A 23,908-nucleotide genomic window follows, 5' to 3' on the forward strand; every position below is an offset into this window, starting at 1 on the left:
AGTTTTTTGATATAACTCAAGATTTAAAGACAGTACATGAGCAAAGTGCTATGAAGCGCCTTGCTCATGTACTGTCTAAAGCTTCTTCCCCCAGATGGCAGTGCCCTGGTTGTTCAATCCTGTGAAGAGTATAGTGCTGGCTTTTTTATTTTCCCAGTCTCTTCCTCGTTCCACATGTACTTTCTCTGTGCGGCCGTTGCTCCACCTCAGTTCCAGCCAAGGTGCCTGATAGGTCCAGGTGCTGAATGGGTCGGCATTGAGCGTACCGTCTGCGTTTATTTGCAAAGCGGTGGCTACCTGAAAATCCGGGGTAATCTGCTCATTGGCATAACCCGGTACAATGCTGTAGTTAAACACAATGCGCTCCCAGTTTCCTGCTAACTCACCGGCAGTTACTGCTGATTGCTCCACACCTGCATAGCGTTGCGGAGACACCACAGGCCAGCCATCTTCTGTCCAGTGTATTTTGCGCACGTGCAGCACCATAAAGTATTTGTTTTCTCCCGGCCGGCCCTGGTGCGCCATATAGTACTGGCCATCATCTGCCTTGAACACGGCAGGATGCGAGGTACCCTGCCAGCCGCTGTGGCCCATAAACTGGTAAGGCGCCAGGATCATTGGCAGGTTGTCTTCTTCCTCATTCAGATCCTTTCCGTTGAAATCATAAAAAGGCCCCTCCGGAGAATCGCTGCGGCCAACACGCACATTGTATTTTGTCTCCAGCCAGTCGTAGGATATAAAGAGAAAGTACTTGTCCAGCTCCTGGTTATAGATAACCTCAGGCCCTTCTATGTTACCATTGATAGAGTTACCGGTAGAACCTCTCTGTGCAATCCTCCTGCCTTTGTCGCCGGCTGTTGCGGCCAGGCCTGTAGCAGGGTTCAGTTTCAGCACGTAAATGCCGTCCCAGGCCGAACCATAATAAAACCAGTGCTCTCCGGCCTTATCCACAACTACTGCAGGGTCTATGGCATTGGTTTGCCCGGTGTTGTTATTAACAGAAGTAACCACCAGGTCCCTCTCCACCCAGGGCCCCTCCGGACTGGAGGATGTAGCCAGCCCAATAACGCTTAAACGGGGTGTGGGTGAGGACAAGGAGTAATAGAGCCGATATTCATTGCCGACCTTCATGATGTAAGGCGCCCACAAAGAGTTAAAAGGGGTACCTCCGCGCTGGGTGATGAATTCACGCCCTTTTTTAGGCAAGCCATCAAAAGCCAGCCCCACAAATTGCCAGTCTATCAGGTCCTTTGATCTTCGGACCTGTATACCCGCCGGGGCCTCTATGCCATACGCAGCATCTGTGCTGTAGCTGTAATAGTATTCCCCCGCCTTTATGATGGAGGGATCATGTGTATTGTAAGGGCCCCACCTGTAGCGGAATTCGTAGGGCGCAATATTGGCGTATGTGTCGTTTAGCTGGTCTATATCAAAATCCGGCACATTCGTTACCGGGGGAGTTGTACCTGTGCCTGGTGCCGGGGTGTCCTTCTCTTTTGAGCAGGACAACATACTCAGGCTCAACAGATAGGCAGTAGCTACTGCAACAAAACTCTTTCGCTCTTTATTCATAACGATGTACTTTACTCCAAAAGCATTTCTTTTATATACTGAAATGCAGTAGCTCCGGCTAGTATTAATGTATTTTTTACATTTATTAAATACAGTGAAAAAAAAGCAGGCAATCAATCATTCGCTTGCCTGCTTTTTAACCACTATATATACTACAAAATATTACTTTTGTTTAAACTTAGAGGGCCACTGCCTGAAAAAGCTTTATTTGCTTTTCTTCTTTTTAGCTTTGCCAGCGGGCTTTGCTCCTTCTTTTGCAGGCTGCACACCTTCCGTTGTCATGATAACGCGCTTCATTGTTCCATCCGGATTGTAAAACAGCTCATCAATGGCAACAGAGCGGCGGAAACTACCCCCGTGCGGCTGGATGCCACCGGTATGATAAATGAAGTAGGTTTTACCCTTGAAATCGATGATAGCCTGGTGGTTGGTATTGGAATTACCTGCCAGTTCGTTCAGGATGCCTTTATACTCCCACGGGCCCTCTATACTTTTGCTCATGGCATAGGCAGTTTTTTCAGGGAACTGGTATGCATAGGAGAGATAGTAGTTCCCATCACGCTTGTGCACATAAGGGGCTTCAGTAAAGTGAGGCAGGTTGTCAATGGTTTTAATCGGGCCATCCAGTTCTACCATGCTATCCTTTAGCTTCGCATAATAAGCTTTGGTATTTCCCCAGAACAAATAAGCCTGTCCGTCATCATCAATGAACACAGTAGGGTCAATGTCATCCCAGTCAATAGGGGTGCCGGTGGTCATGTCATTGGTGATGAGTGCTGAACCTCTCGCATCTTTGAACGGACCAATCGGGCTATCGGCAACAGCTACACCTATGGCCTTGCCTGGTTTGGAGTCGTCGTGCGTAACAGTTACATACCAATAGAACTTGCCATTCTTTTCAATAACCTCTGCCGCCCAGGCATCACCTTTTGCCCACTTAAAGTCAGACGGCTTTAAAGGTACCGGGTGCTCTGTCCAGTTAACCATGTCCGGTGATGAAAACACCAGCCACTCATTCATTCTGTAAAAATGGAAGTCGTTTGGCGCTTCATCGTGGCCGGCATATAGATACACTTTGCCATCATGCACAAGGGCAGCCGGGTCGGCCGTATACTTGTGTGTAATAATCGGGTTCCCCTGCGCCTTGAAAGTAGTATCCGCAGGAGAGGAATATGCGCCTGCCGATGCCGGGGCAGCAGCAAACAATGCTGCTGCCACCGCCAAAGGGCTTGCTACACTGGCAATCTTCTGAAAAAAGTTCATTTGCTTTATCTGATTGTAGCTGCCTTACGGCTCAACTTACTTTAGCTCCAGCACCACAACAGAGAATGGCGGTATCTTTACATTCAGGTTGTTGTTTCTCAATCTGGCACCTTTGAAGTTCTCAGGCTTGATAACATTCGGCTTATCGAAAGAGTTGTAATCCTGCAGCTTCTTTGATGTCAGCACACGGCCTGTTACATTCTTATACTTTGCACCGTCGATGTTGATAGAAACCTCCTGCGCTTTTTTGGAATCGATGTTTACAAGCGAAATATGCGTTGCGCCGTTCTTATCTCTTGAGGCCGAACCGGAAACAGCAGGCAGCTTTTCGTTACCTACTACATAACTGTCACTTTTGATTGTCAGCGGCAGCCAGGTAGCATCCTGGTGCACCTTGTACATCTCCATCACATGGTATGTAGGCGTCAGGATCATCTTTTCCTCATCCGTCAGGATAACAGCCTGCAGCACATTGATAGACTGTGCCAGGTTTGCCATCTTCACACGGTTGCTGTAATTGTTGAAGATGTTCAGGGTTGCACCGGCAATCATGGCATCACGCATGGTGTTCTGCTGATACAGGAAACCAGGGTTCGTGCCTGGCTCCACCTCATACCAACCACCCCACTCGTCCACTACAAGCGCTACTTTGTTCTCCGGGTCATACTTATCCATGATAGCAGTATGCTTCTGGATCAGTTCTTCCATAAACAAGGCACTCTTCATCGTTTTGAAGTACTGCTCCTCGTTGAAGGTAGTGGAAGGTCCTTTTGCGGCCCAGTCAATAACAGAATAGTGGTGCAGCGCTACCCCTTCAATCAGGTTTTTAGGGATGTTCTTCATCAGCACTTCTGTCCAGTTGTAATCAGCTGAGTTGGCACCGGACGCAATGCGGAACAGACCGCCTGAGTTATTCCAGTCAGCTAAGAAAGTCGCATATTTGCGGTACTCGTTGGCATAGTACTCCGGTGCCATGTTACCACCACAACCCCAGGCTTCGTTACCAATACCCCAGTACTTCACGTTCCATGGCTCATCACGTCCGTTCTGGCGGCGCAGGTCCGACATAGGGCTCTTACCGGCAAAGTTCACATACTGCACCCAGTCAGCCAGTTCCTGCACAGTACCTGTTGCCATGTTACCTGCCAGGTATGGCTCTGTCCCCAGCAACTCGCACATGTTCAGGAAGTCGTGCGCACCAAAGCTGTTATCCTCTGTTACACCTCCCCACCAGGCATTCACAATAGTAGGGCGCTGATCTTTCGGCCCGATGCCGTGCTTCCAGTGATAGGTGTCGGCAAAGCAGCCGCCGGGCCAGCGCAGGTTCGGTATGTTCAGTCGCTTCAGCGCTTCCACCACATCGTTCCGCACACCATTGGTGTTAGGTATTTTGGTATTGCCTTCGCCTACATAAAAGCCTCCGTAAATGGAACGCCCCAAATGCTCTGCAAAGTGCCCGTAGATATGGCGGCTTATCACCCTGTCCGGTTTAGCTGGCACCTGCAGTTCGCCGGTATTCTGCGCATAAGCAGAGAAGCCGCACACAAGCATCAGGAGAGCAGCTATTGTCTTTTTCATGCTCAATCTTGTTTTTAAGTAATTCATAATGAGGAGGTGTTCTGTACTATTATTTTAAATGTCTAAATTACATTTATAAATATAAGGGAAATATGTCATCAAATACAAGTATCTTCCTCTATAATATTTGGCTGCCCGCAGTAAAGCTTTGTGCAGGGCAACTTTAGATAAAGCTGCAGGACGCCAACATCAACGCAAGGGGGAGGCTCGATCCTAGAACCGAGGTAGCCATCTTGGAAAGAAAAACTTCCTGCTGCTATTCGCCCTGCGCCAGTTGTGCTGCCAGCTAGCAAGGGGGGACCTAAGTGGATTGGAGTGATAAGGCCTCTGCAACAGAACGTGCCGGCCTGTTAAAGGAGAGACTGCAGGTTATCACACAGAAAAGCCGCTGCAGTATGGTTGCAGCGGCTTTTCTGTATGGTGGTTTGCTTATAGGAGTATCTGCCGGCTAATGCTTTCCTCCAGCGAAATAAGTGTTTCTGTACGCTGAACTCCTTCTACAGCCTGCAGCTTTTCGTTCAGCACTTCGCGCAGGTGCTTGGTATCGCGGCAGATAAGTTTGGCGAACATGCTGTAAGTTCCGGTGGTATAGTGCAGTTCCACCACTTCCGGTATTGCTTTTAGCTGCTCCACGGCATCCTTATACTCCGAGCCTTTTTCCAGGAACACCCCGATGAAGGCACAGATGTCAAAACCTACCGCCGATGGGTTAACTAACAGTTGTGCTCCTTTTACCACGCCCATCTCGTTCAACTTCTTCATTCTCACGTGTATGGTACCACCCGAAACGCCTAACTCTTTGGCGATGTCAGTATAAGCACGAGTTACATCCTGCATCAGCAGCCTCAAAATCTGCTTATCCAGATTATCGATTTCATAATTCATAAGCTCCTATACTTGCTGTTTTTAACAATGTCTCAAATATAACATCTATTTCATAGAGATATATTAATTTCTGAAAAATATATTTATCGTGTTTATAATTAATGCGAAGCATGGTTATATTTGTTAGGTATATTTTTGGAAGATCTTAACAAATTAGCAAAATAATGGAGCAACAAACAATAGGAACCCCAACAGCACTGAATGCTACCCTGAGCCACCTAAACCGTACTGCGCTGCCCAAGATTTTGCAGGTGCAGCAGGGCATTATTCGCGCTACGCATGAGTTCATGTTTAAAAAAGGCCTTACGCAGCTTATGCCGCTCATGCTCTCCCCTATTACTGATCCGCTGAACCATGGTGTGGTAGATGCCACCATTCAATATGCCGGGCAACACTGGAGCCTGACCAAATCAATGATCTTTCATAAACAGCTGGCTTTACTGAATTCAGAATTAAGCAGCCTGTATATAGTTTCGCCTAACGTGCGCCTCGAATTTGCCGACCGTGCCGATACGGGTCGCCACCTGTTCGAGTTCACGCAGGTTGATTTCGAGTTCAAAGGCAAGGATCGCTTCTATGTGATGGAATTTATGGAGGAGCTGGTAAATTTTATCTTTGCCCGCCTGAACAGCGAAATACCCGAGGTGCTGATGGAGCTTCGCGGTGAACTGCTGCCCCAGTATGAGAAATGGCCTGTGTACCGCACTGAAAAGCTTGAGGCCAGCATGGGGCCGGAGTATGAGCACCTGAAATCTAAAGAGGCCACTGCTCCTTTCTGGCTGCTGAACCACCGCCGCGAGTTCTACGACAAAGAAGACCCCAAAAAACCGGGAACCTACCTGAACTATGATGTGATTTGGCCGGAAGGTTACGGAGAAGGCTTATCCGGAGCAGAGCGCGAAAACGAATACGACCAAATCCGGAAGCGCATGGAGGAAGTTGGTACAGACGAAAACATTTTCAGGCATTATTTAGAGGTGGCAAAAGAAGGTGGTCTCCCTAAGTCTGCCGGTGGTGGCTTTGGTGTAGAGCGCATGACCCGCTTTATATGCCGCCTGAAAGATGTAGACGAAGCAACTGTTTTCTCACGCAAGCCCTTTACTCCGGCTATATTCTAATTGCAAAGATGTTGTAGCTGCCGGTAACGGCACCACATTTCCAGATTTTCAGAAGGGCCTGCTTAAAGAGCAGGCCTTTTTTATGCCCCCTGTAAAGCTAGCCACAGCGCCACAACTTCCCGTACTAACCAGGAAAGGTAAAAGAAACATACATATGCTAACCGGACGTGTTAACGCACCAGAGATACAAACAGAATATGGCTGGCTCAACACCAACCGTAACTGGTCTATTAAAGACTTCAGAGGCAAGGTTGTGCTTCTTGACTTCTGGACCTTCGGTTGCATTAACTGCCAGCACATTATACCAGACCTGAAGCGACTGGAGGAGGAGTATGCGGATGTGCTGGTGGTAGTGGGCGTACACTCTGCCAAGTTCGACGCCGAGAAGCAGGGCGAGACTATTCAGCAGGCCGCCCAAAAATTCGGCATAGAGCACCCCGTTGTCAACGATGCAAATTACAAGCTATGGAACGAATATGGCATACGGGCGTGGCCAACTACCGTGCTCATCGACCCAAACGGGAAGGTAATAGGCCAGCATGCCGGCGAGGGTGTATACCAGACAGTGCAGCCCTACATCCAGCGGCTGCTAGAGGAGTTTAAAGATCAACTAAACCGGGAGCCAATCAACTTTCAGCCAGAACAGCCAAAGGAGGAGACGGTGCTGTCATTCCCGTCCAAACTCATCAGCGACAGCGAGGGCAACATCTATCTTTCTGACAGCGGCCACCACCGCATCCTGAAGCTGAACCAGGAGGGGCAGGTGCTGGAAGTAATCGGCAGCGGCAGGCAGGGCTTCGACAACGGCAGTTATGCAGAGGCATCTTTTTACGAGCCCCACGGCATGGCGCTGCACGGCCACCTCCTGTATGTGGCCGATGCCAAGAACAACGCCATCCGGAAAGTAGACTTAGAACAGCGCCACGTCAGCACGGCCGCCGGCACAGGCGAACTGGACTACTACTTTATGGAGGATCAGGCAGATGTACCTGTGAACCCAAACAGCCCCTGGGACCTGCTGCTATGGGAAAACAACCTCTACATTGCCAATGCCGGCAACCACCAGATTCTGCGCATGGACCTGAACACTGAAAAGGTGTACCGCTTTGCCGGCAACGGCCACGAAGCCCTTGCAGACGGTTATCTGTTAGAGGCGGCTTTTAACCAACCCAGCGGACTAGCCAACAACGGTCCTGTGCTGTATGTAGCCGATGCCGAGGCCAGTGCTATCCGGACGGTGAACATTAATACCGGTATGGTGCTGACGCCGCTGGGCAAAGGCCTTTTTGATTTTGGCGATGTGGACGGGCACGTGGACGATGCACTGCTTCAGCATTGCGTAGGGCTGGAGATTGTTGACAGCAACGTCTACATTGCCGACACCTACAATGGCAAAGTCAAAATGCTGAACATGAGCAGGCTGCGGGTGCACACAGTTACAGATGGCCTCAGCGAGCCAAATGACGTTCTTTTTCTGAACGGGCAGTTGTGGGTAACCAGCACCAACAGTCATCAGCTATTTCAGGTAGAGCCGCACACCGGCGAAAAGGAAGAGGTTGTCGTCCGGCTTTAGCATAGATGTAATGCAAAACCTTTCTGCTTCTTTCGTCATTCCGGGATGTTTGTGCCTTACCTAAATCCAGCGCTCACACAAGCGCCTCACCTATGGGTTATATGTTTTTTATGCTTTTAAGTTCTCCGCTTCTGCCTTTGTTCCCTCATCAGTGAGGGAGGCGCGCAGGTTCTGGAAGAACCGCAGCGTAACCTGGAAGATTGGGCTGATGATGAAGGTATAGAAGAACGTAACCACAAACACCGGTCCGCCCATAAGCCAGCCGATGCCCAGCACAATGCACTCCACCACAATGCGGGCTCGGCTCACCGACAGCTTTGTTCTTTCAGCAATAGAAAGCATAAAGCCATCGCGGGGACCTGCACCGATGCCTCCGGCCACATATAAACCCGCGCCGATACCTACAATAATAATGGAGCATGCCAGTTGCAGATAATCCCAGGGCGTGTGGGAGGCATCCGGCAGAATACCTACCCACAGGAAGAAGTCCATGATGGGACCAATGAGCAAGGCGTTCAGGAAGGTGCCAACGTTGATGTACTTCTTGTTCATGAACCACGACACCACCACCACCAGCAGGCCTACGATAACGCTCCACGCCCCAATTGTGAGGCCAAACTTCTGGAAAAGTGCCACATTCAGCACCTCCCAAGGGTGAAGCCCAAGGTACTTTACCTTAACAGCAATGGCATTGCCTAAGCCAAATAAAACTAAACCCAGAAAAAAGAAAGTATACTGTATTACCCGATCACGCATTTCTTCATAACTAACTGCTTCATCCTGCCTGCACAACAGACAAAAACGTCGCAAGAAAGCGAATTTATACGGGAACAGGTATAGAGGAGACAAAGCACGGCAGCAAAAGGAGTTAAATCATGAATGAAATGCCATAACGAAACAGCCCTGGGAGGTGACCTGTTTAGAGTATACTTACAGGCCGCCCCCTAGTGCTATAGGCTGCTAATGGACTAAAAAGCTGACGCGGTTCAGCTTAGTGTTAAATAACAACTGACAAATAAAAAATGCCCTATGCTGCTGCCTGCCTTGTAAGTTGCGCCTTTACGCGCAGGGCCTGCTGCACATGGCGCTCCTCGTGCAGCACGACAAACTCCAGCGCCTCGCCAATGCGCAGCCTCAGCAGCTTAAAGAACTCTACCGGAACGGCTTTCTTATTTATATTTGCTTTCCCGGCACGTTTCAACAGGCTCAGCAACTCTGCCTGGTGCTCTAAGAACTCCTCTACTGTGGCACGGCCCAGGTTACTATTGCTGGGGTTCATGTGCTTCACCGTCTTATGCTTCTTCAGGTTCTGGGGCCGCACCATCTCCAGCGAATATCTGCCGAACCAGCTGTAACTGATATGTTGTATAGAGGCACTATCAGCGTTGTTGGCAATGGCTTTGGCGAAGGCAGGGTTGTAGTAACGGCTGTAGCGGTTCAGGTGCTCCAGGCACTCCAGTATGCTCCAGCGATCGGGGGCAGTTTTAAAGCTGAGGGCGCCCAGGTCCAGCGGCGCGAACTCAGTAGAAACGGTTTGGGAGAGGCTGCGTGTAACCTGGCTCAACTGCTTTAAAGTGCTCATAATGTGTATCGTTTTATGTTGTAGAGCAAAATTAAGTGGCACACCTATTCGATTCCTTGATTCAGATCAAGATTTACAGGCTAAGGCTAAACACCTATAAATCCTGAGGCGCTTTCAGCAACAGGTGCTGGCGCAGTTGCTGTTGCGCTGGAAGGGCTTCCGGGTTATCTTCTACTACAAACTTCAGCTCCACACGCTCTTCTACCGGGGTAAAAGTCTTTTTGTGTAGTTCGTTCTGCCTTAGATAGGCTAGCTCCACAGCATCCTTACCCTCCACCTCAATCAGCGGTTTTATCAGCTGGTAAATGTTTTCCTCTGTCAGAGGCTCGCCATTTATTGCATACAGAATGTCATATTTTTCTAGGCCAAACCTGTTATCCATTGGCTCTGCTATCCAGAAAAACTTCTTGTCCTTTTCGTAGCCCAGCCGGAACTCCCCGAAGGTAAGCTTCGTGCCCTCCTTCTGGTCTGCATAGGCCCAGCCAATCTTGTTGTAATACTCCCGGTAGGGCAGCGGCTTATTGCCTATGACATAGTCCTCAAAGAACTGGCGGATTTCAGGATAGGTATTCGCCACGATCACATCAATAAGCGCATCATCTTTAAAGGGCTTGTTAGGACCATATTGCTTCGACAGGTTCAGCATCAGTTCGCGCAGACCCATCTGCCCGTTGCTCAGCTCTTTCAGCCGGATGTCGAGCAGGAAACCAATCAGTGCCCCTTTCTGATACACATTGCTGTACATCTCCTGGTATTCGGGCTCGATAATACGGCGGCTCATTTCGGTGAAGGACACACCTTTGTACTCACTGCCACGGCGCATTTTCTCCATCATCTCTTCCTGGAACGCCTCGTACGATTTTAGCCCTTCCTGCAGCTGCACCAGGTGCGAGAAGTACTCTGTCACTCCCTCATACAACCACAGGTGCTGCGACAACTTCGGATCTTTAAAGTCAAAATACTCAATTTCCTCGCTGTGTATGTTCAGCGGCGTGAGGATGTGCAGAAACTCGTGCGAGGCGACGTCCAGTACCATGCTTTTCAAATCATCGCCGGTTTGCTCGGGCAGGAAGTACATAGAACTGTAAGAGTGCTCTAAAGCGCCGAAGCCACCATACCGGGTAACTGCAGACTGCCCCATCTTCGGGAAGTACATGATGAACTGGTAGTGGTCCACAGGCATGCCGCCGAAGAAGTTAGTAAGCGCTGTAGCCAGCGGCTTTATCATCTCCCGGATTGTATCGGCCTGCACCATGCCTGTCTCGGAGTGCACGGCTACTGAAACCGTGGTGTTGCCGGTGCGGAAGCTGGCGGTATCGGGGCGGCTGTACATAATGGGGGCATCGGCCAGGCGCACAAAGTCGGTCGCCTGTACTACATCCTGCTCCGGCGACTGGTGCGTGACAGGCAGCGAGGTAGCTGCCAGCAGGTGTTCCGGTTTCTGAATCTGCAGCATATAAGGAAGCATTTTGTACCCCTCCAGGTAGCCGTAGAATCCGAAGTGGTTGATGACGAAGTTACTGTTAGCCTCAATGTTGGTACCACCCGGCTGAAAGATATAATTATCGTCTTTCTCCACATCCCAGGTATCATCCACAAGGTACTCGAGGCGGGCCAGTTTTTTTGCCTTCTCAATTACGAAGAGGTTCTTTCCCTGCTGCGTGGTTTTGAGCTTTTTTCCTTTAGCGTCGTAAGCTTTAAACTTACTGATGAAACGGCCATAGTCCTTCTGGGAATAAGAACCCGGAATCACGCTTGGGATAATGTACGTAATCCTGTCCTCTTTTACCTCTGGCGTATTCACCACCACCTTCACCTTGTCGTTCAGAACATTCTTAAGGTCAAGGGAAACAGTGTAGGCCTGCTGCGCCATTACTACAGACGATAACAGGAGAAGAGAGCCAAGGAGTGAGATGCATTTCATGTGTTTGTTAAGTTTGTTTTATAAGGGCAGCAGGGTTTACTTCCCTAGCCGAGATGTATAAGTAAAGATAAAAAGTATAATTCACTTATCCTTATGCTTGGAGCCCTGTACCGACACCTGAGGAGCATAACAGAAGACGCCCCTGAAGAAGACTAACTGAGGCACCAGCCGCTACGGCCAGAATGCCGGAAAAAGGAAAGACCAGAGGGGGAAGCCTCCGGCCGAACACACCTTAAACAAACAACAAAACTTTAAGATACAACTTTTAAGCTCTGCTCTAATAAGAACCGGCCCGGCTTGTGATTGTTTACACAGCAATGCATTATTTTACCAGAATCTTTTTTGAGCAGAAGTGGCATTTTCAGTATCTTCCTTAAGAGCAACAGAAACAGACAGCCATGCCGCAGCCTGCCCCTTCAAAACGCTACACTTCCTTAAAGGAGTTTTACCCTTATTACCTGTCAGAGCACCAGCACACGACCAGCCGCGTGTTACACTTTACCGGTACCGGTTTATTATTGATGGTGGCTATAGCGGCTGTTGCTTTGGGTGAATTTAAGTGGCTGTTACTTATACCTGTTATTGGCTATGGCTTTGCGTGGGTGGGCCATTTCTTTTTTGAACGCAATAAGCCGGCAACGTTCAGGTACCCGTTTTACAGCTTAGCATCAGACTTTAAACTTTTCTTTGATATTTTGCGGGGCAGGCAGGGCTTTAAAGCCAGTCGCAACGAAGGTGCACAGGGCTAATTATCGGGAACAAATCTCCGCCGGGAGTAAAAATTACATGATAGTGGAAAGCAGTGTTGCCACTAGTGCTTTCAAGGCAATGGTAATGGCATCGGAGCTTGCCTCTGCATCTGAATCATCTTCGTCTGAAGAGAAGGCGTTTTTGAAGTAGGCCATCGGGCTTTCCAGCACCTCTGTATCCAGTATCGATTTTTCACGAGGCTTGGTGCTTACTTTCTCCTTTGCTTTGGAAGGGGCAGTATCATCAGAAACGGCAGAAGAAGTGCTAACCTGCTGTGTAGCAGCAGTGCTACCACCGTTATTGTTTGTGCTTGCCTGGACAGTAGGCACAATTATCATACACAACAGCAGTATAGCTGCCATTGGTAAGTATTCGCGCATTTGCTGCCACAGATTTTTCATGCCCAAAAGTAAATATTAAATTTATAAGCAACAATAATTCAGTAGGATAATTTAGAGAACACCACTTTTGCTATAGTAAGCATATTCTCCTGATAAGCAGACCTATACAACTTTTGATACTCAGGATATCCTATTTTCCTTTAGCAGGCTGAATTACTTTCATCTCAACTGGTATCACGCCTGCTTTTATAAAGTCCAGCCGCCTCGCCGCCTTTTCTGACAAATCGATGATACGCCCTTTCACAAAGGGGCCTCTGTCTGTTATTTTTACCTTCACGCTCTTGTTTGTCCGAACGTTGGTCACCTTTACTTTGGTTCCTAAGGGCAGGGTGCGGTGCGCCGCAGTCATTTTCCCCCGGCGGTATGGCTGGCCATTTGCCATGTCGCGCCCCTGGAACTTGCGGGCATAATAGGAGGCCTTTCCCTCCTCGGTATAACCGCGCTCCCCAAAAGCCGGGGCCGAACCGGCACAGGAACTTATACAAGCAGCCAGACAGCCCGCAACTACTGCCTGTTTTACCCAGGCGATAACAGCAGTTTGCAAAGGTGCGGAAAGACGTAGCAAGGCCTGTGACATAGCTAATCTGTGCTTTATTACTGAACGGAAACCTGTTTTATGAATTGTCTTATCTCCCGGCTTAACTTATCCACAGTAACAGTTTCGAAGGGGTGCCGGGTGGCAGGAAGCACCTGCAGCAGCAGCAAATTCTCCATATGATGAAGGGTAGTGGTTAAGCTGTACCAAAGTTACAGCATTAGAGGCATAAAAATCATGATTCGAAGCCGTTTGCTTTATACAAAAGAACAGATTGCCTGCCCTGCTGTTTAAATCCTTTATCTTGCGTAGCAGAAGGTTGTGAGGCTACACCAGGTTTTCTGCCGCACGCCCTGCCTTATTCGCGCAGCCAAACCCCTATGACGATAGAAGAACTACAGGAACTTTGCCTGGCTCTGCCGGGCACAACAGAAGACATGAAGTGGGAGAACGACTTATGCTTTTGTGTAGGCGGTAAAATGTTTCTGGTAATCGGGCTGAATCAGACACCTGCTACGGTCTCTTTCAAGGCTACGCCGGAGGAGTTTGCCTATCTGACTGACCGAGCAGGCTTTGCACCTGCACCCTACCTGGCGAGGCACCACTGGGTATTAGCTGAAAACTTACACCGCCTGACAAAGCAGGAATGGATGCATTACAGCCAGCAGGCCTATGCACTGGTAGCGGCAAAGCTGCCAGCAAAGGTACGGCAGGCCCTGCGGAAACCTTAGGCCTCCCGGAACGACTTGTATAAAAAAAGCCGGACAAGCTCACATGCTCCTCCGGCTTTTCTGCTTCTGCAGTCTTTTACTTACTGCTTCAGTTGGTAGTTGTACACCTCCATGGCCTGCGTCAGTTTGTCCTTCTGAAAAAGGTTGATAACAAACTGAGCACCCAGCACACCGGCTCCCGCATACATCAGGGGCGAAACATTCACGCCGCCACCGTTGCCTAAATCCTGCGAGTTGCCAAAAGAGGATATAGCCCCGGCTGCCAGCAAGCCTCCGCCCAGGATGCTGATTCCTGTGTTGATGAGCTTGTCCTTCCTGTGTCTGCGAAGCAGAGCCATACTGGAGGGGTTGTCGGCAAGCACCTGCTCCAGGTTCTCGTAATTCACAAGGTAAAGCGGCCCGTTATCTTTCGAGAAGAAGTAGATGCGCCTGCGGCTACTGCGGGGGCCTCCGAAGCCGTAACCATAACCGTAGCCGCCGTAAGGATAGCCATAGTCATACGACGTGCGGCTGGTATAAAACCTGTCAATACGTGGCCCGTCGAGGATTCGCTTGGCAAAACTGTCCTGGCTGTTACCAGCCTCCACCCTGGCAAAAAAACCATCCTCGTTCTGAAAAGCACTTACCATGCTGGGGTTATACTTCAGCGAGTCGTCTACCAGGAAATGGCTTGACTTGAAGATAGGGGATTTGTACTGAATTTTATTTCCATATACCACGTCTCCACTTTGGAGCTGTATAAAGTGTCTGCCCGGGCGGTTGATTCCCGTCTGTGCAAAGCTGGCATAGCTTGTCAGGAGGCAGATTATCAGAATTAAATAGCTATGTTTCATCATTTTAATTAACACAGAAAAGTCAAAATTATTGTGCTCTTTTTGCAGACAATTTACCTCAAAAGAGTACAAATAACATCACGATCATACCTAGTAGTGCCAGGTACACCCAAACCATCAGATGCCTGCGGTGCTTGCTGGGTACCATGTTGCTGATCAGCATCACCATAAACAACAAACACAGCAGGTATAAAAGGATAAACGTAACTGCTTTTACCCAGTTGGGCACAATTGTATTTTCCGGCTGGTACTGGTTGCTAAGCCCCATGCCTGACAATAGCCACTGCAGCCCGAAGAAAACTACTACTTCAAAAATAAGAAAGTAAAACAGCCAAAGGGCCCAGCTGTGCTTGCCAGAGTTCATGTTTACAGGCTTTTGAAAAAGTGGAAACTCTTTACGTGAAACCCCTCCCGGAAGTAGAACCGGTGAGCAGCACTGTTTGTAACGTAGGCATCCAGCATTAAGGTATCGCAGCGGTGCCGCTGCGCCTCCTCCAGCATCCAGTCAGACAGCAGCTTGCCTATCCCACCGGAGCGGTGTGCTGCATCCACCACAAAGTTATCTGCTTCTAAATACTTGCCGCTGTACAGCTTCGCGCTGATCCAGAACCCGGAGAGACCTACGCAGTTACCATGCTCGTTGAAGGCCCCTACCATACGGTAGCCGTTTTGCACCATCTGGCGCAACAGTTCCTCGTAACGGGACAACACCATATGCGGGTTTAGCTGCAGAATGAGGTGGTGCTGCGCCAGCATTTCAGGCAGACTCGTAATTTCGCGTATACTGTAGGTTGCCATATAATCGACACTGGGGGAAAATTAAAAGCATATAAAACTGCGATGCACTGCAGAAAGGCAGCTCTTTTGCAGCTATGTGTATAGGTGCTGGCAAATATAAGACCCAGAAATCAAAAAGCAGCTTTTGCACTTTTAAATGCGCCAGAAAGCACTGTTACAGGTAGTTTAAAATGCCTGTAACAGTGCTAAACTTTACGCTGGCTTGAAACAAAAACAGGGGTATATATCGTTAAAATACCAGGAGATTGCAGGGACATGAAGTTAAGACGTGACATAAGATTAGATAATTATAAATTGTATAGCGAGGGAAGTGCCAGAAAAATATTTAGTGTAGGTTATGAAGACCTTACTACATTCATATACTATCAGGATGGTAAAAACATTTATAAGCTGGTAGTAGCCAAAGAGGATGACCCTCCTATTGTTATAGAAAAGGATATTACAAGGGCACAGGCCTTTCGGCTAATGAATACCCGTCCATAAACTGGACGGGCTTTCGTATGCCTGCTGCCTGCGCTCTCCTTTTGCACCCCAGGCCCATTACTATTGCACCTTCCTGGCGCCTTTCCCGAAGTACATCCAATTTCCCGGGTTTAAACAGAAGCACGCCCTTTATAAATAACAGATCCAGCACTCGCCTTGTGGCCCAGGTTGTATGATGGAAGAGATATAGCCCAATTTAGAAAGCGCTAGCGCTGCCTTACTTAACTTACCCGTTCAGCTTTTTGGAGGTAAAGGCGTATACTTAAGCATGAAAATAGAAAACCGCTACTTCAGAATTGCCATTATCGGATTGGTGCTGAACCTGCTGTTGCAGGTAATACTGTTTTTTGTAGTAGACCCTTATTTCGCGACTATCCTGTCTCCGCTGTATTCTATTTGGTTTATTTTGTTTGTGGTAGGATGGCGCAAGGAGCACCCGCGCCGCTAAAGCTGCAGCAGTAGCGCACGGCTCATACATACTCTCGGGCCACATCCCTGTGTGGTAACAGCAGCCGTATACCCCATCCTCGGGCCCCTGCCAGGCGGCAGGTGTTGTATTCCAAAAAGATTCAGCCGTACCGGTTTAAAGAATTTATACTGAATACACAGAAGCCTTGCCAAAATGGGCACTATTTGGGCGTAAAAATTGCTTAATTACTGTGGCCCGTTTAATATAGTGTCTATGTCCGAAGAAAATGTTATGGCCGATGAGAGCCAGGTGCAGCACATGTTCCTGCACGTAGAAAGCAGCGATGCTGTATGTATGCTGAATATAGCAGGTCATCCGTACCGCCTGCGGGAACTTGTTTTTATGATGATAGAGAATGGCTGCCGTGTCGTGCAGACATCCGCAGAAGCTTATAAAACCTTCGATTTTGACAAGGAGACGGTGGAAGTATATGATTTCCTTACCTCCATTATCAAAGCTAAATTCCTGGCGTAAGTACTTAGTAAAACAAGAAAGGCTGCCTGTTACGGCAGCCTTTCTTGTTTTAATGTCTTTTTCCTATAGTTGTTTTATTTCGATTTCTCTTGGCTGGCCTGTGCTCTCATAGAAGGGCAACTTCACCATCAGCTGGCCTTCCTGGTATACTGCCTCAACGCGCCCTAAGTCTACTTGCGGAGGCAGCATGAACATGCGGTTAAACAAAGGGGCGGCCATTTCAGGATTCTCTTTGCTCTGCAACACAGAGAAAACAGTTAACTGGTTGTTGTGCAGCACCACCTTAAATGCTTCAGGGTCTACACCGGCTGCCCAAACATTAATAACAGCTCCTTTTTTATATTTCTTTATATCAACATAGGTTTCGCTCACGCCGCCTCCCAAAGTGTTCAGCAAGTCGATTTGCAGGGCTATGTTCTTTAGTAGTTCTTTATCTTTTATCAATTTCATCTCTATCTCCTCTTTTCGTTTACAAACAGAATAATGCAAATGCGATGCCAAATAGCCCAGGTGCGTAATCTATCCTGAAAACGTCATGCAGTATGCCAAAATGACCTCATTGCAGCATAACCACCTCAACTCATGGCCAAATTGTCATGCTTTTCAAAAACCAAGATTAGCGATATAATTCAATAAGCGCATGGCAGCAGCATGCAGGACTGGTAAATACAACTTGCTGCATGATTGACATTCCAACCTGCCATATGGCAGCCATATACTGCCTGTTAAAGCAAGCACAGCGGCACAAAACACAGACAAAGCCAGTGAAATTTGCAGCTATCTGCCGCCAGACCGGGGCACTCACCAGGTGGATGCTTGCTGCGTCGGTGTAAACTGAAGTTTTAGAACCACATTCTTTTAGCCCCGTAGATTCAATTAGTACAAATAAGCAACCAAAACAAATAAAACTATGAGCACAAGAATAATGACACTATTGTTGGCAGCAGGCCTTATGGTTGGCTGCAGTGAAACAAATAAAGAAGTGGAAGATACCGGAGACGTGCGTGAGCTGGCCTCTGAAGACACCGCTGTAATGTATCAGGACATGGCGGCACGGGAAAGGCTGACTGCCGATGGCCTGGAAGTAAAGGATATGGGCGAAAGCTTCTGGACAGGTATTGATGTTAATGCACCTGTAGTAAGCAACCCACGCATTACGGGCAACGATATAGAAACACGCCGTGGTCAGGGATACGACCTTTACCTGATGGATGAGCGTGTGCTTTTTGACCTGGACAAGGCAGAACTGCGCCCTGGTGCAGAAGACAAACTCCGCAGCATTGCAGAGTCTATCAACGAAGCAAGCCCGAGTGGTCCAGTCAGAATTTTCGGGCATACAGACTCCCTTGCCAGTGCTTCTTATAACCAGCAGCTTGCACAGGAGCGAGCCAACACTGTAAAAAACTGGCTGCAGAACAATACAGACATAGACGCTGCCCGCCTGACCACACATGCCGTAGGAGAGGCCCAGCCAAGAGCCACAAACGAGACAGCAGCCGGCCGCCAGAAGAACAGGCGCGTGGCTATAGCCGTGGCTACTGGAGAGGAGGCACAGGCAACACCAAGGCAACAGCAACAGCAACCACAGCAGCAGCAGTAACAGTATTTTCTCATGTACCTAAACTGCCTGTAATTGCTGCAATCACTTCACCGATGCATGCTGGCTGTAGTGGTTACGGGCCATAAAATGGATACAGGCATATGAGTATTTCCGCACAAACTGATAAACCAAAAGCAAAAGGGAGGCATGAGCCTCCCTTTTGCTTTTGGTTTATCAGTTTTTCAGGACAGGTTTGATTTGCATTTGTTAAACAAAATATTGTATTTGCTATATTCCTGCACTTTTTCCTGTCTGTAAGCACAGTATTACCTATGGAGCAAATTTACTTTAAGAACAACTTTGTTGATATTTACTTTGATAAGGACCTTGGTTTGGGAAAAGCGGTTTGGAAAGGCGATTTGATAGGCGCTGAATTCCGGGAGTCTGTGCTGCTTTGCCTGGACCTGATAGACAGGCATGAGTTGGTTGGCTGGCTTGGTGATAACCGCAAAATGAATTCTATACGCCCTGATGACCTGCAATGGAGCATTAAAGTGTTTCTGCCAAAACTGCTGGAAAGTTCATTGCTCCGATTAGCCAACTTACCCTCCGAAAATGAACAGAACAGGGAGGCAGTCGAAACTATCTACAGTAAAACCAATGTAACAGACAAGGAACTGGCGGTACGCTATTTTGAAGACAGCAGGGAAGCTGAGGCATGGTTGAGGGAACTGCCTGAGGTGCAAAAAGCCAGAGACTCTGAATAACGTCTCCGGCTCTTTTGTTTATTTGCACCTTTTCCCTTTACTCTGTTTTTGTACTGTTTGGCTTCGCCAGGTTATGGTACGCCGGCCCCTCCAACACCTCTCCCTCTACTGAGAAACGGCTTCCGTGGCAGGGGCAGTCCCAGCTCTTTTCCGCGTTGTTAAAGTGCACTACGCAGCCCATGTGCGTGCAGACAGATGACACCACATGCAGCTGCCCGGTGTTATCCCGGTAGGCTGCCAGCTTTTCATCGTCTATCTCTATGGTTTTGCCTTCTCCTGGCTTTATGTCCTTTAGCTGATCGGTTTCCCCGTAGAACAGGTAGTCCTTTATCAGGTGCTTCGCCACATGGAAGTTCTCCTTCGCAAACTTAGGGGCAGACGCAACAGGCGTAAAACGCTTCGGATCAAACGTTTCAGCCCACTTGTTTTCCTTGCCGGTTATCAGGTCACTGATTATCATACCCGAAACGGTTCCCCAGGTCAGTCCATCAGCAGCAAAGCCTGTGGCAATGTAGGTGTTGGTTTGCATTGGGCTGGTGCCGATAAAAGGAAGGTTGTCATCGGGCTTGTAGTTTTGTGCAGCCCACTTATACACAATGTGGTCCACGTCAAAGTGCTTCGTCATGTATTCCTCTATCTTTAGGAAGCTATCCTCGTTGTGCTCCTTGTGCCCCACCTTGTGCGGCTCGCCCAGCACCAGCAGGAAGTTGCCCTGCTCATTGCTGTAAGGGCGAACAGAGTGTTGCTGGCTCTGCATCTGGTGCCAGTATACGCCGCCCGCGATGGCATCCCCTTTCAGGCGTACGGCCATTGCATACTCGCGGTAGGGCTCCATTTCAGTATGCACCATGTAGATTCCCTTAGGAGAGTGCGTGGCCATCACTACCTGCTTTGCAGTTACTTTGCCTTGCTGTGTGTGCACCACACAAGGCTCTCCATCTTCCACATCCATTACCTTGGTGCCCTCATATATCCGGCAGGTATCGCTTTCTATGGCCGCTGCAAGGCCCTGCACGTACTTAAGCGGGTTAAACTGCGCCTGGTGCGGGATGTTAGTCATCGCCTCTACCTGATAAGGAAAGCCTGCAGGCACATCTCCGGTTGCAGGTAAACCGGCTTTCTTTGCTGCCTCCAGTTCCTTTTCTACCTGGCTGTTCTGGCTGCTGGTTTCGGGGGTAGTAAAAAGGTACCAGGGCACACGCACAAATTCACAGTCGATGTTGAATTCCTGCACCCGCTGCTCTATAAAATCTACGGCAGCACTTCGGGAAGCGGCCACTGTTCGCAGGGCTTCCTCGCTATGCTTTGACGCTATGGAGTGAAGGCGTTCGTCTATGGGGGCATATAAATTGCCTGTGGAGGAGCCTGTAGTGCCTGAACCTACTTTCAGTGCCTCCAGCACCGCTACCCGCTTGCCTGCTTTCGCTAAGTTGTAGGCTGTGCTCAACCCGGTAATGCCTCCGCCCACAATGGCAACGTCTACCTCTATGTCGCCTGAAAGTTGCGGATAGGTTTTGAATGTAGTGGTTGCACTCCATAATGCCTGTGTGATGTGATCTGCTGCCATTTCGTTTTCGCTTTAGTGTTCCTTTTAAGGGATCGCAGAAAAGGAGGCTGGGGTTTAGCAGGAGGTGTCTTTATAGTTGTCAGGGCTGCATATTAAGTATAAACTCGTAGCACATAAGTATTTATAACCAATCGTAGCCTTGAAGGCTCCCGTACCTGCTTCTGGGTAAGTTCTTTAACAAATACCAGAGTATTCTTCTTCAGAACAGAAGTAGCTTTTCAGTATTTTACGTATAGCCATTTTGAGCCTGCGCCCCCCCCTACGGCAAAGGGATTTATCAGCCTTTATGAACAATGTTAAAAACGTACTACGAAAACGAGCACATACGCCTGCGCTATGATGAGGAGTTTCAGCTGGGAGTGGGAGAATGGAAAGGTTTTGTGAGCAGCAGTGAGTTCCGGGAAATGGCACTCCGCGCGCTCGAATTTGCAAATTCGTACGGGATTACCCGCTGGCTCTCCGACCGCCGTAAAATGAAGGCTATCCGGCAGCAGGACCAGCAATGGGCTGTGGAAGTCTATATCCCTAAAATGCTGGAAAGCCCCTTACGCCGCATGGCCGCTGTTGTTTCTGAAGACATTTTCAATAACATGGCAATGGAGGAGATGCTGAAGCGCAGTGGCGGCCTTGGCAACATCTCTCTCCGCCACTTCAACAACGTAACAGAAGCCATGGCGTGGCTGAAGCAGCCTTTTGATAAAACAGACCTAACCGGTGCAGGTACTTCTTCTGATTAATTTGCTGCAGCCTCTGGTCCGGATGGCTGGTAAAGGCTCTCTGAGTATTCCTTGCCAACAGACAAACTATAAGGTTTCGGAGCAAGCACTTCTGTTTACAGATTGACAGGGCTTTCGCGTAGCGGGCGCATACTTATTTTGTACATCCGGTTAATTATGTTTATACTAGAATAAAGTTTAACCACAGTAGAACATCAGATTGAAGCATGAAAAAAATAACAGGTCTTAGTCTAGCAGTGGCGCTATTCGCTACGATAGCGTTTCTTTCAGGATTCCAGGGTTCAAAAAAAGAGCCGGTGCGGCACATTGTTGTTTTCAAATACAAGCCCGATGCTGCTCCTGCAAAGATTGAGCAGGTAACACAAGCTTTTGCTAATTTAAAAAGCAAGATACCCGGCATTACGGCCTATGAACACGGCATAAACAATAGCCCTGAAAACAAAAATCTGGGCTTCACACACGTGTATCAGCTAACGTTTGAAGATGCAGCCGCGCGTGATGCGTACCTGCCACACCCTGAGCATAAAAAGTTTGGTGCCCTGCTGGGCCAGCTAGATGTTCTGGAGGATGCCTTTGTGGTGGATTATGTTCCTGCTAAGGCTAAAGTTAAATAGCAACAGCTTTTCTGCTGTTGATGAGGGAGTTCCAACCCCGGCTGAGGCACTTACAGGAGCTACATTTTTTGAGCAACCGTTCCTGGGAACCAGCAGCGGCATAGATGCATAGAATAGTCAGCATTTATGCCGCTGCTGGTGTCTGGACACATATGCAAACTAATTCAGCGGAAAGCCTGGCGTGCTTTGAGTGAATTGCTTTTTCACCTTGTTTACCTATTTATCTGCACTTCCCTGTTGCCCCTTCGTGCCCAAAAAATTATTTTTGTGGTTCATCAAAGGGTGCTGTGTCTTTAGCTATGTCAATCAATTATTTCCAGAATCATGTGGTTACGATCTCTTACGATAAAGAGCTGCAATTGGGAACAGCTGTCTGGGAAGGCTTCCTGAGCAGTGCTGAGTTCCGGGAGGCTATTACTACCTGCATCAAAATGATAGAGGAGTACAAACCGCTGAGGTGGCTGGGCGATAACCGCAAGATGCGGGTTATCCGGCAGGCAGACCAGGAGTGGTTTGTTGCGCACATCCTGCCCCGGCTTCAGCACTCCAGCCTGCGCCGCAATGCCGTTCTGGTATCTGAAGACTTCTTTAACAAATCAGCAGTAGAGCAAATCTACAAACGGGCTGAGGGCCAGAGCGACCTGGCGACAAAAGACTTTGACAACAAAGTAATGGCATTGGCCTGGCTGAAGCAGCCTTTTGAGGAATAGTAACTGGCCCCGATGCTCGCAAGAAATACCCCCTTCACAATTGTCTACACAAGCTCGTGTAGCACAGGCAGGAGCTTGTTTCAGAATAGCCATCTTTGCCTTCACTACACCTGCTGCTTCCTCTCTACTACCCAAGGCTTTCACCTTACAAGCATCCTCTAACGCCCTGACTAACAGCTTGTTTTATGCTTTTTGTGTGTTTCGTTTTCATGCTGATATCGTATATATAGTATGATCGGAACAAGTCACTTTAAGAGCCATGAAAACAAGTTTTAAACTTTACCTGCTGAGCCTTTTGGCTGTATTAAGCTTTGGTTGCAACAAAGATGATGAAGACATCCCACTCCCAGCTCACATCCTTTTGTACAACTTCGAACAGAACGCCCAGGGGTGGCAGGGGGGAATGGCTGACTTTCCGAAGGATTGGGACCAGGAGAAGCTGGAGTTTGATTTTGCGCATGAGTTCCTTCCTGCTGAGGTAAACAAAAACGGGATGGGAATGATGCTCTCTGGTCGGAACATGAGCGATGACCTGTTCCTGTTTATGAAGAAGAAGGTAACAGGGCTTAAGCCGAACTATACCTACAGGGCCACTTTTCAGGTTGAATTCGCTTCGAAGTATCCGGAGGCATCTTTTGGGATAGGAGGTAGCCCCGGCGCAAGTGTTTACCTGAAAGCAGGTGGAGCGCCTGTTGAACCCATGGCGGTTGAGGAAGGCGATGATATTCAAATGAACATCGACAAAGGGAACCAAGCCCAAGGTGGTAAACACATGGTGGTGCTGGGCAGCATCGGTATTCCAGGCCAGGAAGAAAAGTACCAGCTGGTACGCCGGAACAATCTGCTAAAGCCCGTCCAGATCACAACCGACGCTACCGGTAGCCTGTGGCTCATCGTTGGCACCGACTCCGGCTTTGAAGGCACTACTACACTTTACTATAACTCTGTTGAGGTTACTCTCTGGCAATAAGCTCTGGCGGACCAGGTATTATTTGAGGCAGGCG

Annotated in this window: 27 protein-coding genes; 13 read left to right on the plus strand and 14 right to left on the minus strand. The window is 48.7% G+C overall.

The genetic code is table 11. The annotated features are described in order from the left end of the window. Positions 1 to 75: 75 nt before the first annotated feature. The 4 genes from ACYVB1_RS00135 to ACYVB1_RS00150 all read right to left on the minus strand — a co-directional run bounded on the left by ACYVB1_RS00135 (position 76) and on the right by ACYVB1_RS00150 (position 5,298). Positions 76 to 1,572, minus strand: a complete 1,497-nt coding sequence (locus tag ACYVB1_RS00135) for a family 43 glycosylhydrolase (protein WP_460919187.1) — start codon at positions 1,570 to 1,572, stop codon at positions 76 to 78. 204 nt (positions 1,573 to 1,776) lie between these two features. Then, on the minus strand, positions 1,777 to 2,835 hold the full coding sequence (locus tag ACYVB1_RS00140; RefSeq protein WP_460919190.1) for a glycoside hydrolase family 43 protein: 1,059 nt from the start codon (positions 2,833 to 2,835) through the stop codon (positions 1,777 to 1,779). 36 nt (positions 2,836 to 2,871) lie between these two features. Then, the gene (locus tag ACYVB1_RS00145) at positions 2,872 to 4,413 is read right to left on the minus strand and encodes an alpha-N-arabinofuranosidase (RefSeq protein ID WP_460919193.1); all 1,542 of its coding nucleotides are present in this window, start codon (positions 4,411 to 4,413) and stop codon (positions 2,872 to 2,874) included. Positions 4,414 to 4,842: 429 nt separating this feature from the next. Further along, the gene (locus ACYVB1_RS00150; protein ID WP_460919196.1) at positions 4,843 to 5,298 is read right to left on the minus strand and encodes an Lrp/AsnC ligand binding domain-containing protein; all 456 of its coding nucleotides are present in this window, start codon (positions 5,296 to 5,298) and stop codon (positions 4,843 to 4,845) included. Between the two features lie 164 nt (positions 5,299 to 5,462). Between ACYVB1_RS00150 and ACYVB1_RS00155 the strand changes: the two genes are divergently transcribed. Both ACYVB1_RS00155 and ACYVB1_RS00160 read left to right on the plus strand, forming a co-directional pair. Continuing rightward, entirely contained in the window at positions 5,463 to 6,416 is a 954-nt protein-coding gene (locus tag ACYVB1_RS00155; RefSeq protein WP_460919199.1) for an asparagine synthetase A, read from the plus strand. Between the two features lie 154 nt (positions 6,417 to 6,570). After that, the gene (locus ACYVB1_RS00160; RefSeq protein ID WP_460919202.1) at positions 6,571 to 7,989 is read left to right on the plus strand and encodes a thioredoxin-like domain-containing protein; all 1,419 of its coding nucleotides are present in this window, start codon (positions 6,571 to 6,573) and stop codon (positions 7,987 to 7,989) included. Between the two features lie 108 nt (positions 7,990 to 8,097). Here ACYVB1_RS00160 and ACYVB1_RS00165 read toward each other — a convergent pair whose 3' ends face one another. The 3 genes from ACYVB1_RS00165 to ACYVB1_RS00175 all read right to left on the minus strand — a co-directional run bounded on the left by ACYVB1_RS00165 (position 8,098) and on the right by ACYVB1_RS00175 (position 11,495). Beyond that, positions 8,098 to 8,745: a YczE/YyaS/YitT family protein gene (locus tag ACYVB1_RS00165; protein WP_460919205.1), complete on the minus strand. Its 648-nt coding sequence runs from the start codon at positions 8,743 to 8,745 to the stop codon at positions 8,098 to 8,100. 271 nt (positions 8,746 to 9,016) lie between these two features. Beyond that, positions 9,017 to 9,571 carry a DinB family protein gene (locus ACYVB1_RS00170; RefSeq protein WP_460919208.1) on the minus strand — a complete coding sequence of 185 codons (555 nt, stop codon included), beginning with the start codon at positions 9,569 to 9,571 and terminating at the stop codon, positions 9,017 to 9,019. 94 nt (positions 9,572 to 9,665) lie between these two features. Further along, positions 9,666 to 11,495 (minus strand): M61 family metallopeptidase, encoded by a 1,830-nt coding sequence (locus ACYVB1_RS00175; RefSeq protein ID WP_460919211.1) that lies wholly within the window; start codon positions 11,493 to 11,495, stop codon positions 9,666 to 9,668. 398 nt (positions 11,496 to 11,893) lie between these two features. Between ACYVB1_RS00175 and ACYVB1_RS00180 the strand changes: the two genes are divergently transcribed. Beyond that, the gene (locus tag ACYVB1_RS00180) at positions 11,894 to 12,244 is read left to right on the plus strand and encodes an Mpo1-like protein (protein ID WP_460919214.1); all 351 of its coding nucleotides are present in this window, start codon (positions 11,894 to 11,896) and stop codon (positions 12,242 to 12,244) included. A gap of 33 nt (positions 12,245 to 12,277) precedes the next feature. On the opposite strand, the gene ACYVB1_RS00185 is transcribed toward ACYVB1_RS00180, so the two are convergent. Then, positions 12,278 to 12,625 carry a hypothetical protein gene (locus tag ACYVB1_RS00185; protein ID WP_460919217.1) on the minus strand — a complete coding sequence of 116 codons (348 nt, stop codon included), beginning with the start codon at positions 12,623 to 12,625 and terminating at the stop codon, positions 12,278 to 12,280. A gap of 151 nt (positions 12,626 to 12,776) precedes the next feature. Then, on the minus strand, positions 12,777 to 13,223 hold the full coding sequence (locus tag ACYVB1_RS00190) for a septal ring lytic transglycosylase RlpA family protein (RefSeq protein WP_460919220.1): 447 nt from the start codon (positions 13,221 to 13,223) through the stop codon (positions 12,777 to 12,779). A 338-nt stretch (positions 13,224 to 13,561) separates the two neighbouring features. Here ACYVB1_RS00190 and ACYVB1_RS00195 point away from each other — a divergent pair, with 338 nt between their 5' ends. After that, positions 13,562 to 13,912, plus strand: coding sequence for an MmcQ/YjbR family DNA-binding protein (locus ACYVB1_RS00195; RefSeq protein ID WP_460919223.1), 351 nt, complete (start codon positions 13,562 to 13,564; stop codon positions 13,910 to 13,912). Between the two features lie 80 nt (positions 13,913 to 13,992). Here the strand turns inward: ACYVB1_RS00195 and ACYVB1_RS00200 are convergent, their stop codons facing one another. Genes ACYVB1_RS00200 through ACYVB1_RS00210 form a run of 3 tightly spaced genes read right to left on the minus strand, consistent with a single transcriptional unit; the run spans position 13,993 to position 15,543 of the window. After that, the gene (locus ACYVB1_RS00200; protein ID WP_460919225.1) at positions 13,993 to 14,748 is read right to left on the minus strand and encodes a hypothetical protein; all 756 of its coding nucleotides are present in this window, start codon (positions 14,746 to 14,748) and stop codon (positions 13,993 to 13,995) included. A 55-nt stretch (positions 14,749 to 14,803) separates the two neighbouring features. Next, entirely contained in the window at positions 14,804 to 15,109 is a 306-nt protein-coding gene (locus ACYVB1_RS00205) for a hypothetical protein (RefSeq protein WP_460919228.1), read from the minus strand. Positions 15,110 to 15,111: 2 nt separating this feature from the next. Beyond that, positions 15,112 to 15,543, minus strand: coding sequence for a GNAT family N-acetyltransferase (locus tag ACYVB1_RS00210; RefSeq protein ID WP_460919231.1), 432 nt, complete (start codon positions 15,541 to 15,543; stop codon positions 15,112 to 15,114). Between the two features lie 751 nt (positions 15,544 to 16,294). On the opposite strand from ACYVB1_RS00210, the gene ACYVB1_RS00215 reads away from it, so the two are divergent. Then, positions 16,295 to 16,474, plus strand: coding sequence for a hypothetical protein (locus ACYVB1_RS00215; RefSeq protein WP_460919234.1), 180 nt, complete (start codon positions 16,295 to 16,297; stop codon positions 16,472 to 16,474). Positions 16,475 to 16,708: 234 nt separating this feature from the next. Next, positions 16,709 to 16,969: a hypothetical protein gene (locus ACYVB1_RS00220; protein WP_460919237.1), complete on the plus strand. Its 261-nt coding sequence runs from the start codon at positions 16,709 to 16,711 to the stop codon at positions 16,967 to 16,969. Positions 16,970 to 17,032: 63 nt separating this feature from the next. Here ACYVB1_RS00220 and ACYVB1_RS00225 read toward each other — a convergent pair whose 3' ends face one another. Then, complete coding sequence (locus ACYVB1_RS00225; protein ID WP_460919240.1) at positions 17,033 to 17,419, minus strand: Hsp20/alpha crystallin family protein; 387 nt, start codon at positions 17,417 to 17,419, stop codon at positions 17,033 to 17,035. A 230-nt stretch (positions 17,420 to 17,649) separates the two neighbouring features. Between ACYVB1_RS00225 and ACYVB1_RS00230 the strand changes: the two genes are divergently transcribed. The 3 genes from ACYVB1_RS00230 (at position 17,650) to ACYVB1_RS00240 (ending at position 19,276) form a co-directional block, all read left to right on the plus strand. After that, a complete protein-coding gene (locus ACYVB1_RS00230) occupies positions 17,650 to 17,802 on the plus strand; it encodes a hypothetical protein (protein WP_460919243.1) in 153 nt (50 codons plus the stop codon). 77 nt (positions 17,803 to 17,879) lie between these two features. Further along, a complete protein-coding gene (locus ACYVB1_RS00235; RefSeq protein ID WP_460919246.1) occupies positions 17,880 to 18,569 on the plus strand; it encodes an OmpA family protein in 690 nt (229 codons plus the stop codon). Between the two features lie 272 nt (positions 18,570 to 18,841). Beyond that, positions 18,842 to 19,276 carry a hypothetical protein gene (locus ACYVB1_RS00240; protein WP_460919249.1) on the plus strand — a complete coding sequence of 145 codons (435 nt, stop codon included), beginning with the start codon at positions 18,842 to 18,844 and terminating at the stop codon, positions 19,274 to 19,276. Between the two features lie 37 nt (positions 19,277 to 19,313). Here ACYVB1_RS00240 and ACYVB1_RS00245 read toward each other — a convergent pair whose 3' ends face one another. After that, the gene (locus tag ACYVB1_RS00245; RefSeq protein ID WP_460919251.1) at positions 19,314 to 20,843 is read right to left on the minus strand and encodes an FAD-dependent oxidoreductase; all 1,530 of its coding nucleotides are present in this window, start codon (positions 20,841 to 20,843) and stop codon (positions 19,314 to 19,316) included. Between the two features lie 293 nt (positions 20,844 to 21,136). Between ACYVB1_RS00245 and ACYVB1_RS00250 the strand changes: the two genes are divergently transcribed. The 4 genes from ACYVB1_RS00250 (at position 21,137) to ACYVB1_RS00265 (ending at position 23,874) form a co-directional block, all read left to right on the plus strand. Continuing rightward, the gene (locus tag ACYVB1_RS00250) at positions 21,137 to 21,580 is read left to right on the plus strand and encodes an STAS/SEC14 domain-containing protein (RefSeq protein WP_460919254.1); all 444 of its coding nucleotides are present in this window, start codon (positions 21,137 to 21,139) and stop codon (positions 21,578 to 21,580) included. 206 nt (positions 21,581 to 21,786) lie between these two features. Then, a complete protein-coding gene (locus tag ACYVB1_RS00255) occupies positions 21,787 to 22,194 on the plus strand; it encodes a Dabb family protein (RefSeq protein ID WP_460919257.1) in 408 nt (135 codons plus the stop codon). Positions 22,195 to 22,493: 299 nt separating this feature from the next. After that, complete coding sequence (locus tag ACYVB1_RS00260) at positions 22,494 to 22,904, plus strand: hypothetical protein (protein ID WP_460919260.1); 411 nt, start codon at positions 22,494 to 22,496, stop codon at positions 22,902 to 22,904. A 259-nt stretch (positions 22,905 to 23,163) separates the two neighbouring features. After that, entirely contained in the window at positions 23,164 to 23,874 is a 711-nt protein-coding gene (locus ACYVB1_RS00265) for a hypothetical protein (protein WP_460919263.1), read from the plus strand. Positions 23,875 to 23,908: the final 34 nt, after the last annotated feature.

The organism is Pontibacter brevis (assembly GCF_054779655.1).

Bases quoted from the DNA above. Each gene is read 5' to 3' on its own strand.
- ACYVB1_RS00180 (WP_460919214.1), top strand. From the start codon at position 11,894: ATGCCGCAGCCTGCCCCTTCAAAACGCTACACTTCCTTAAAGGAGTTT.
- ACYVB1_RS00165 (WP_460919205.1), bottom strand. From the start codon at position 8,745: ATGCGTGATCGGGTAATACAGTATACTTTCTTTTTTCTGGGTTTAGTT.
- ACYVB1_RS00190 (WP_460919220.1), bottom strand. From the start codon at position 13,223: ATGTCACAGGCCTTGCTACGTCTTTCCGCACCTTTGCAAACTGCTGTT.
- ACYVB1_RS00255 (WP_460919257.1), top strand. From the start codon at position 21,787: ATGAAAAAAATAACAGGTCTTAGTCTAGCAGTGGCGCTATTCGCTACG.
- ACYVB1_RS00240 (WP_460919249.1), top strand. From the start codon at position 18,842: ATGGAGCAAATTTACTTTAAGAACAACTTTGTTGATATTTACTTTGAT.
- ACYVB1_RS00155 (WP_460919199.1), top strand. From the start codon at position 5,463: ATGGAGCAACAAACAATAGGAACCCCAACAGCACTGAATGCTACCCTG.
- ACYVB1_RS00235 (WP_460919246.1), top strand. From the start codon at position 17,880: ATGAGCACAAGAATAATGACACTATTGTTGGCAGCAGGCCTTATGGTT.
- ACYVB1_RS00225 (WP_460919240.1), bottom strand. From the start codon at position 17,419: ATGAAATTGATAAAAGATAAAGAACTACTAAAGAACATAGCCCTGCAA.
- ACYVB1_RS00175 (WP_460919211.1), bottom strand. From the start codon at position 11,495: ATGAAATGCATCTCACTCCTTGGCTCTCTTCTCCTGTTATCGTCTGTA.
- ACYVB1_RS00145 (WP_460919193.1), bottom strand. From the start codon at position 4,413: ATGAAAAAGACAATAGCTGCTCTCCTGATGCTTGTGTGCGGCTTCTCT.
- ACYVB1_RS00245 (WP_460919251.1), bottom strand. From the start codon at position 20,843: ATGGCAGCAGATCACATCACACAGGCATTATGGAGTGCAACCACTACA.
- ACYVB1_RS00140 (WP_460919190.1), bottom strand. From the start codon at position 2,835: ATGAACTTTTTTCAGAAGATTGCCAGTGTAGCAAGCCCTTTGGCGGTG.
- ACYVB1_RS00260 (WP_460919260.1), top strand. From the start codon at position 22,494: ATGTCAATCAATTATTTCCAGAATCATGTGGTTACGATCTCTTACGAT.
- ACYVB1_RS00135 (WP_460919187.1), bottom strand. From the start codon at position 1,572: ATGAATAAAGAGCGAAAGAGTTTTGTTGCAGTAGCTACTGCCTATCTG.
- ACYVB1_RS00215 (WP_460919234.1), top strand. From the start codon at position 16,295: ATGAAAATAGAAAACCGCTACTTCAGAATTGCCATTATCGGATTGGTG.
- ACYVB1_RS00185 (WP_460919217.1), bottom strand. From the start codon at position 12,625: ATGCGCGAATACTTACCAATGGCAGCTATACTGCTGTTGTGTATGATA.
- ACYVB1_RS00160 (WP_460919202.1), top strand. From the start codon at position 6,571: ATGCTAACCGGACGTGTTAACGCACCAGAGATACAAACAGAATATGGC.
- ACYVB1_RS00220 (WP_460919237.1), top strand. From the start codon at position 16,709: ATGTCCGAAGAAAATGTTATGGCCGATGAGAGCCAGGTGCAGCACATG.
- ACYVB1_RS00210 (WP_460919231.1), bottom strand. From the start codon at position 15,543: ATGGCAACCTACAGTATACGCGAAATTACGAGTCTGCCTGAAATGCTG.
- ACYVB1_RS00205 (WP_460919228.1), bottom strand. From the start codon at position 15,109: ATGAACTCTGGCAAGCACAGCTGGGCCCTTTGGCTGTTTTACTTTCTT.
- ACYVB1_RS00200 (WP_460919225.1), bottom strand. From the start codon at position 14,748: ATGATGAAACATAGCTATTTAATTCTGATAATCTGCCTCCTGACAAGC.
- ACYVB1_RS00195 (WP_460919223.1), top strand. From the start codon at position 13,562: ATGACGATAGAAGAACTACAGGAACTTTGCCTGGCTCTGCCGGGCACA.
- ACYVB1_RS00230 (WP_460919243.1), top strand. From the start codon at position 17,650: ATGATTGACATTCCAACCTGCCATATGGCAGCCATATACTGCCTGTTA.
- ACYVB1_RS00265 (WP_460919263.1), top strand. From the start codon at position 23,164: ATGAAAACAAGTTTTAAACTTTACCTGCTGAGCCTTTTGGCTGTATTA.
- ACYVB1_RS00170 (WP_460919208.1), bottom strand. From the start codon at position 9,571: ATGAGCACTTTAAAGCAGTTGAGCCAGGTTACACGCAGCCTCTCCCAA.
- ACYVB1_RS00150 (WP_460919196.1), bottom strand. From the start codon at position 5,298: ATGAATTATGAAATCGATAATCTGGATAAGCAGATTTTGAGGCTGCTG.
- ACYVB1_RS00250 (WP_460919254.1), top strand. From the start codon at position 21,137: ATGTTAAAAACGTACTACGAAAACGAGCACATACGCCTGCGCTATGAT.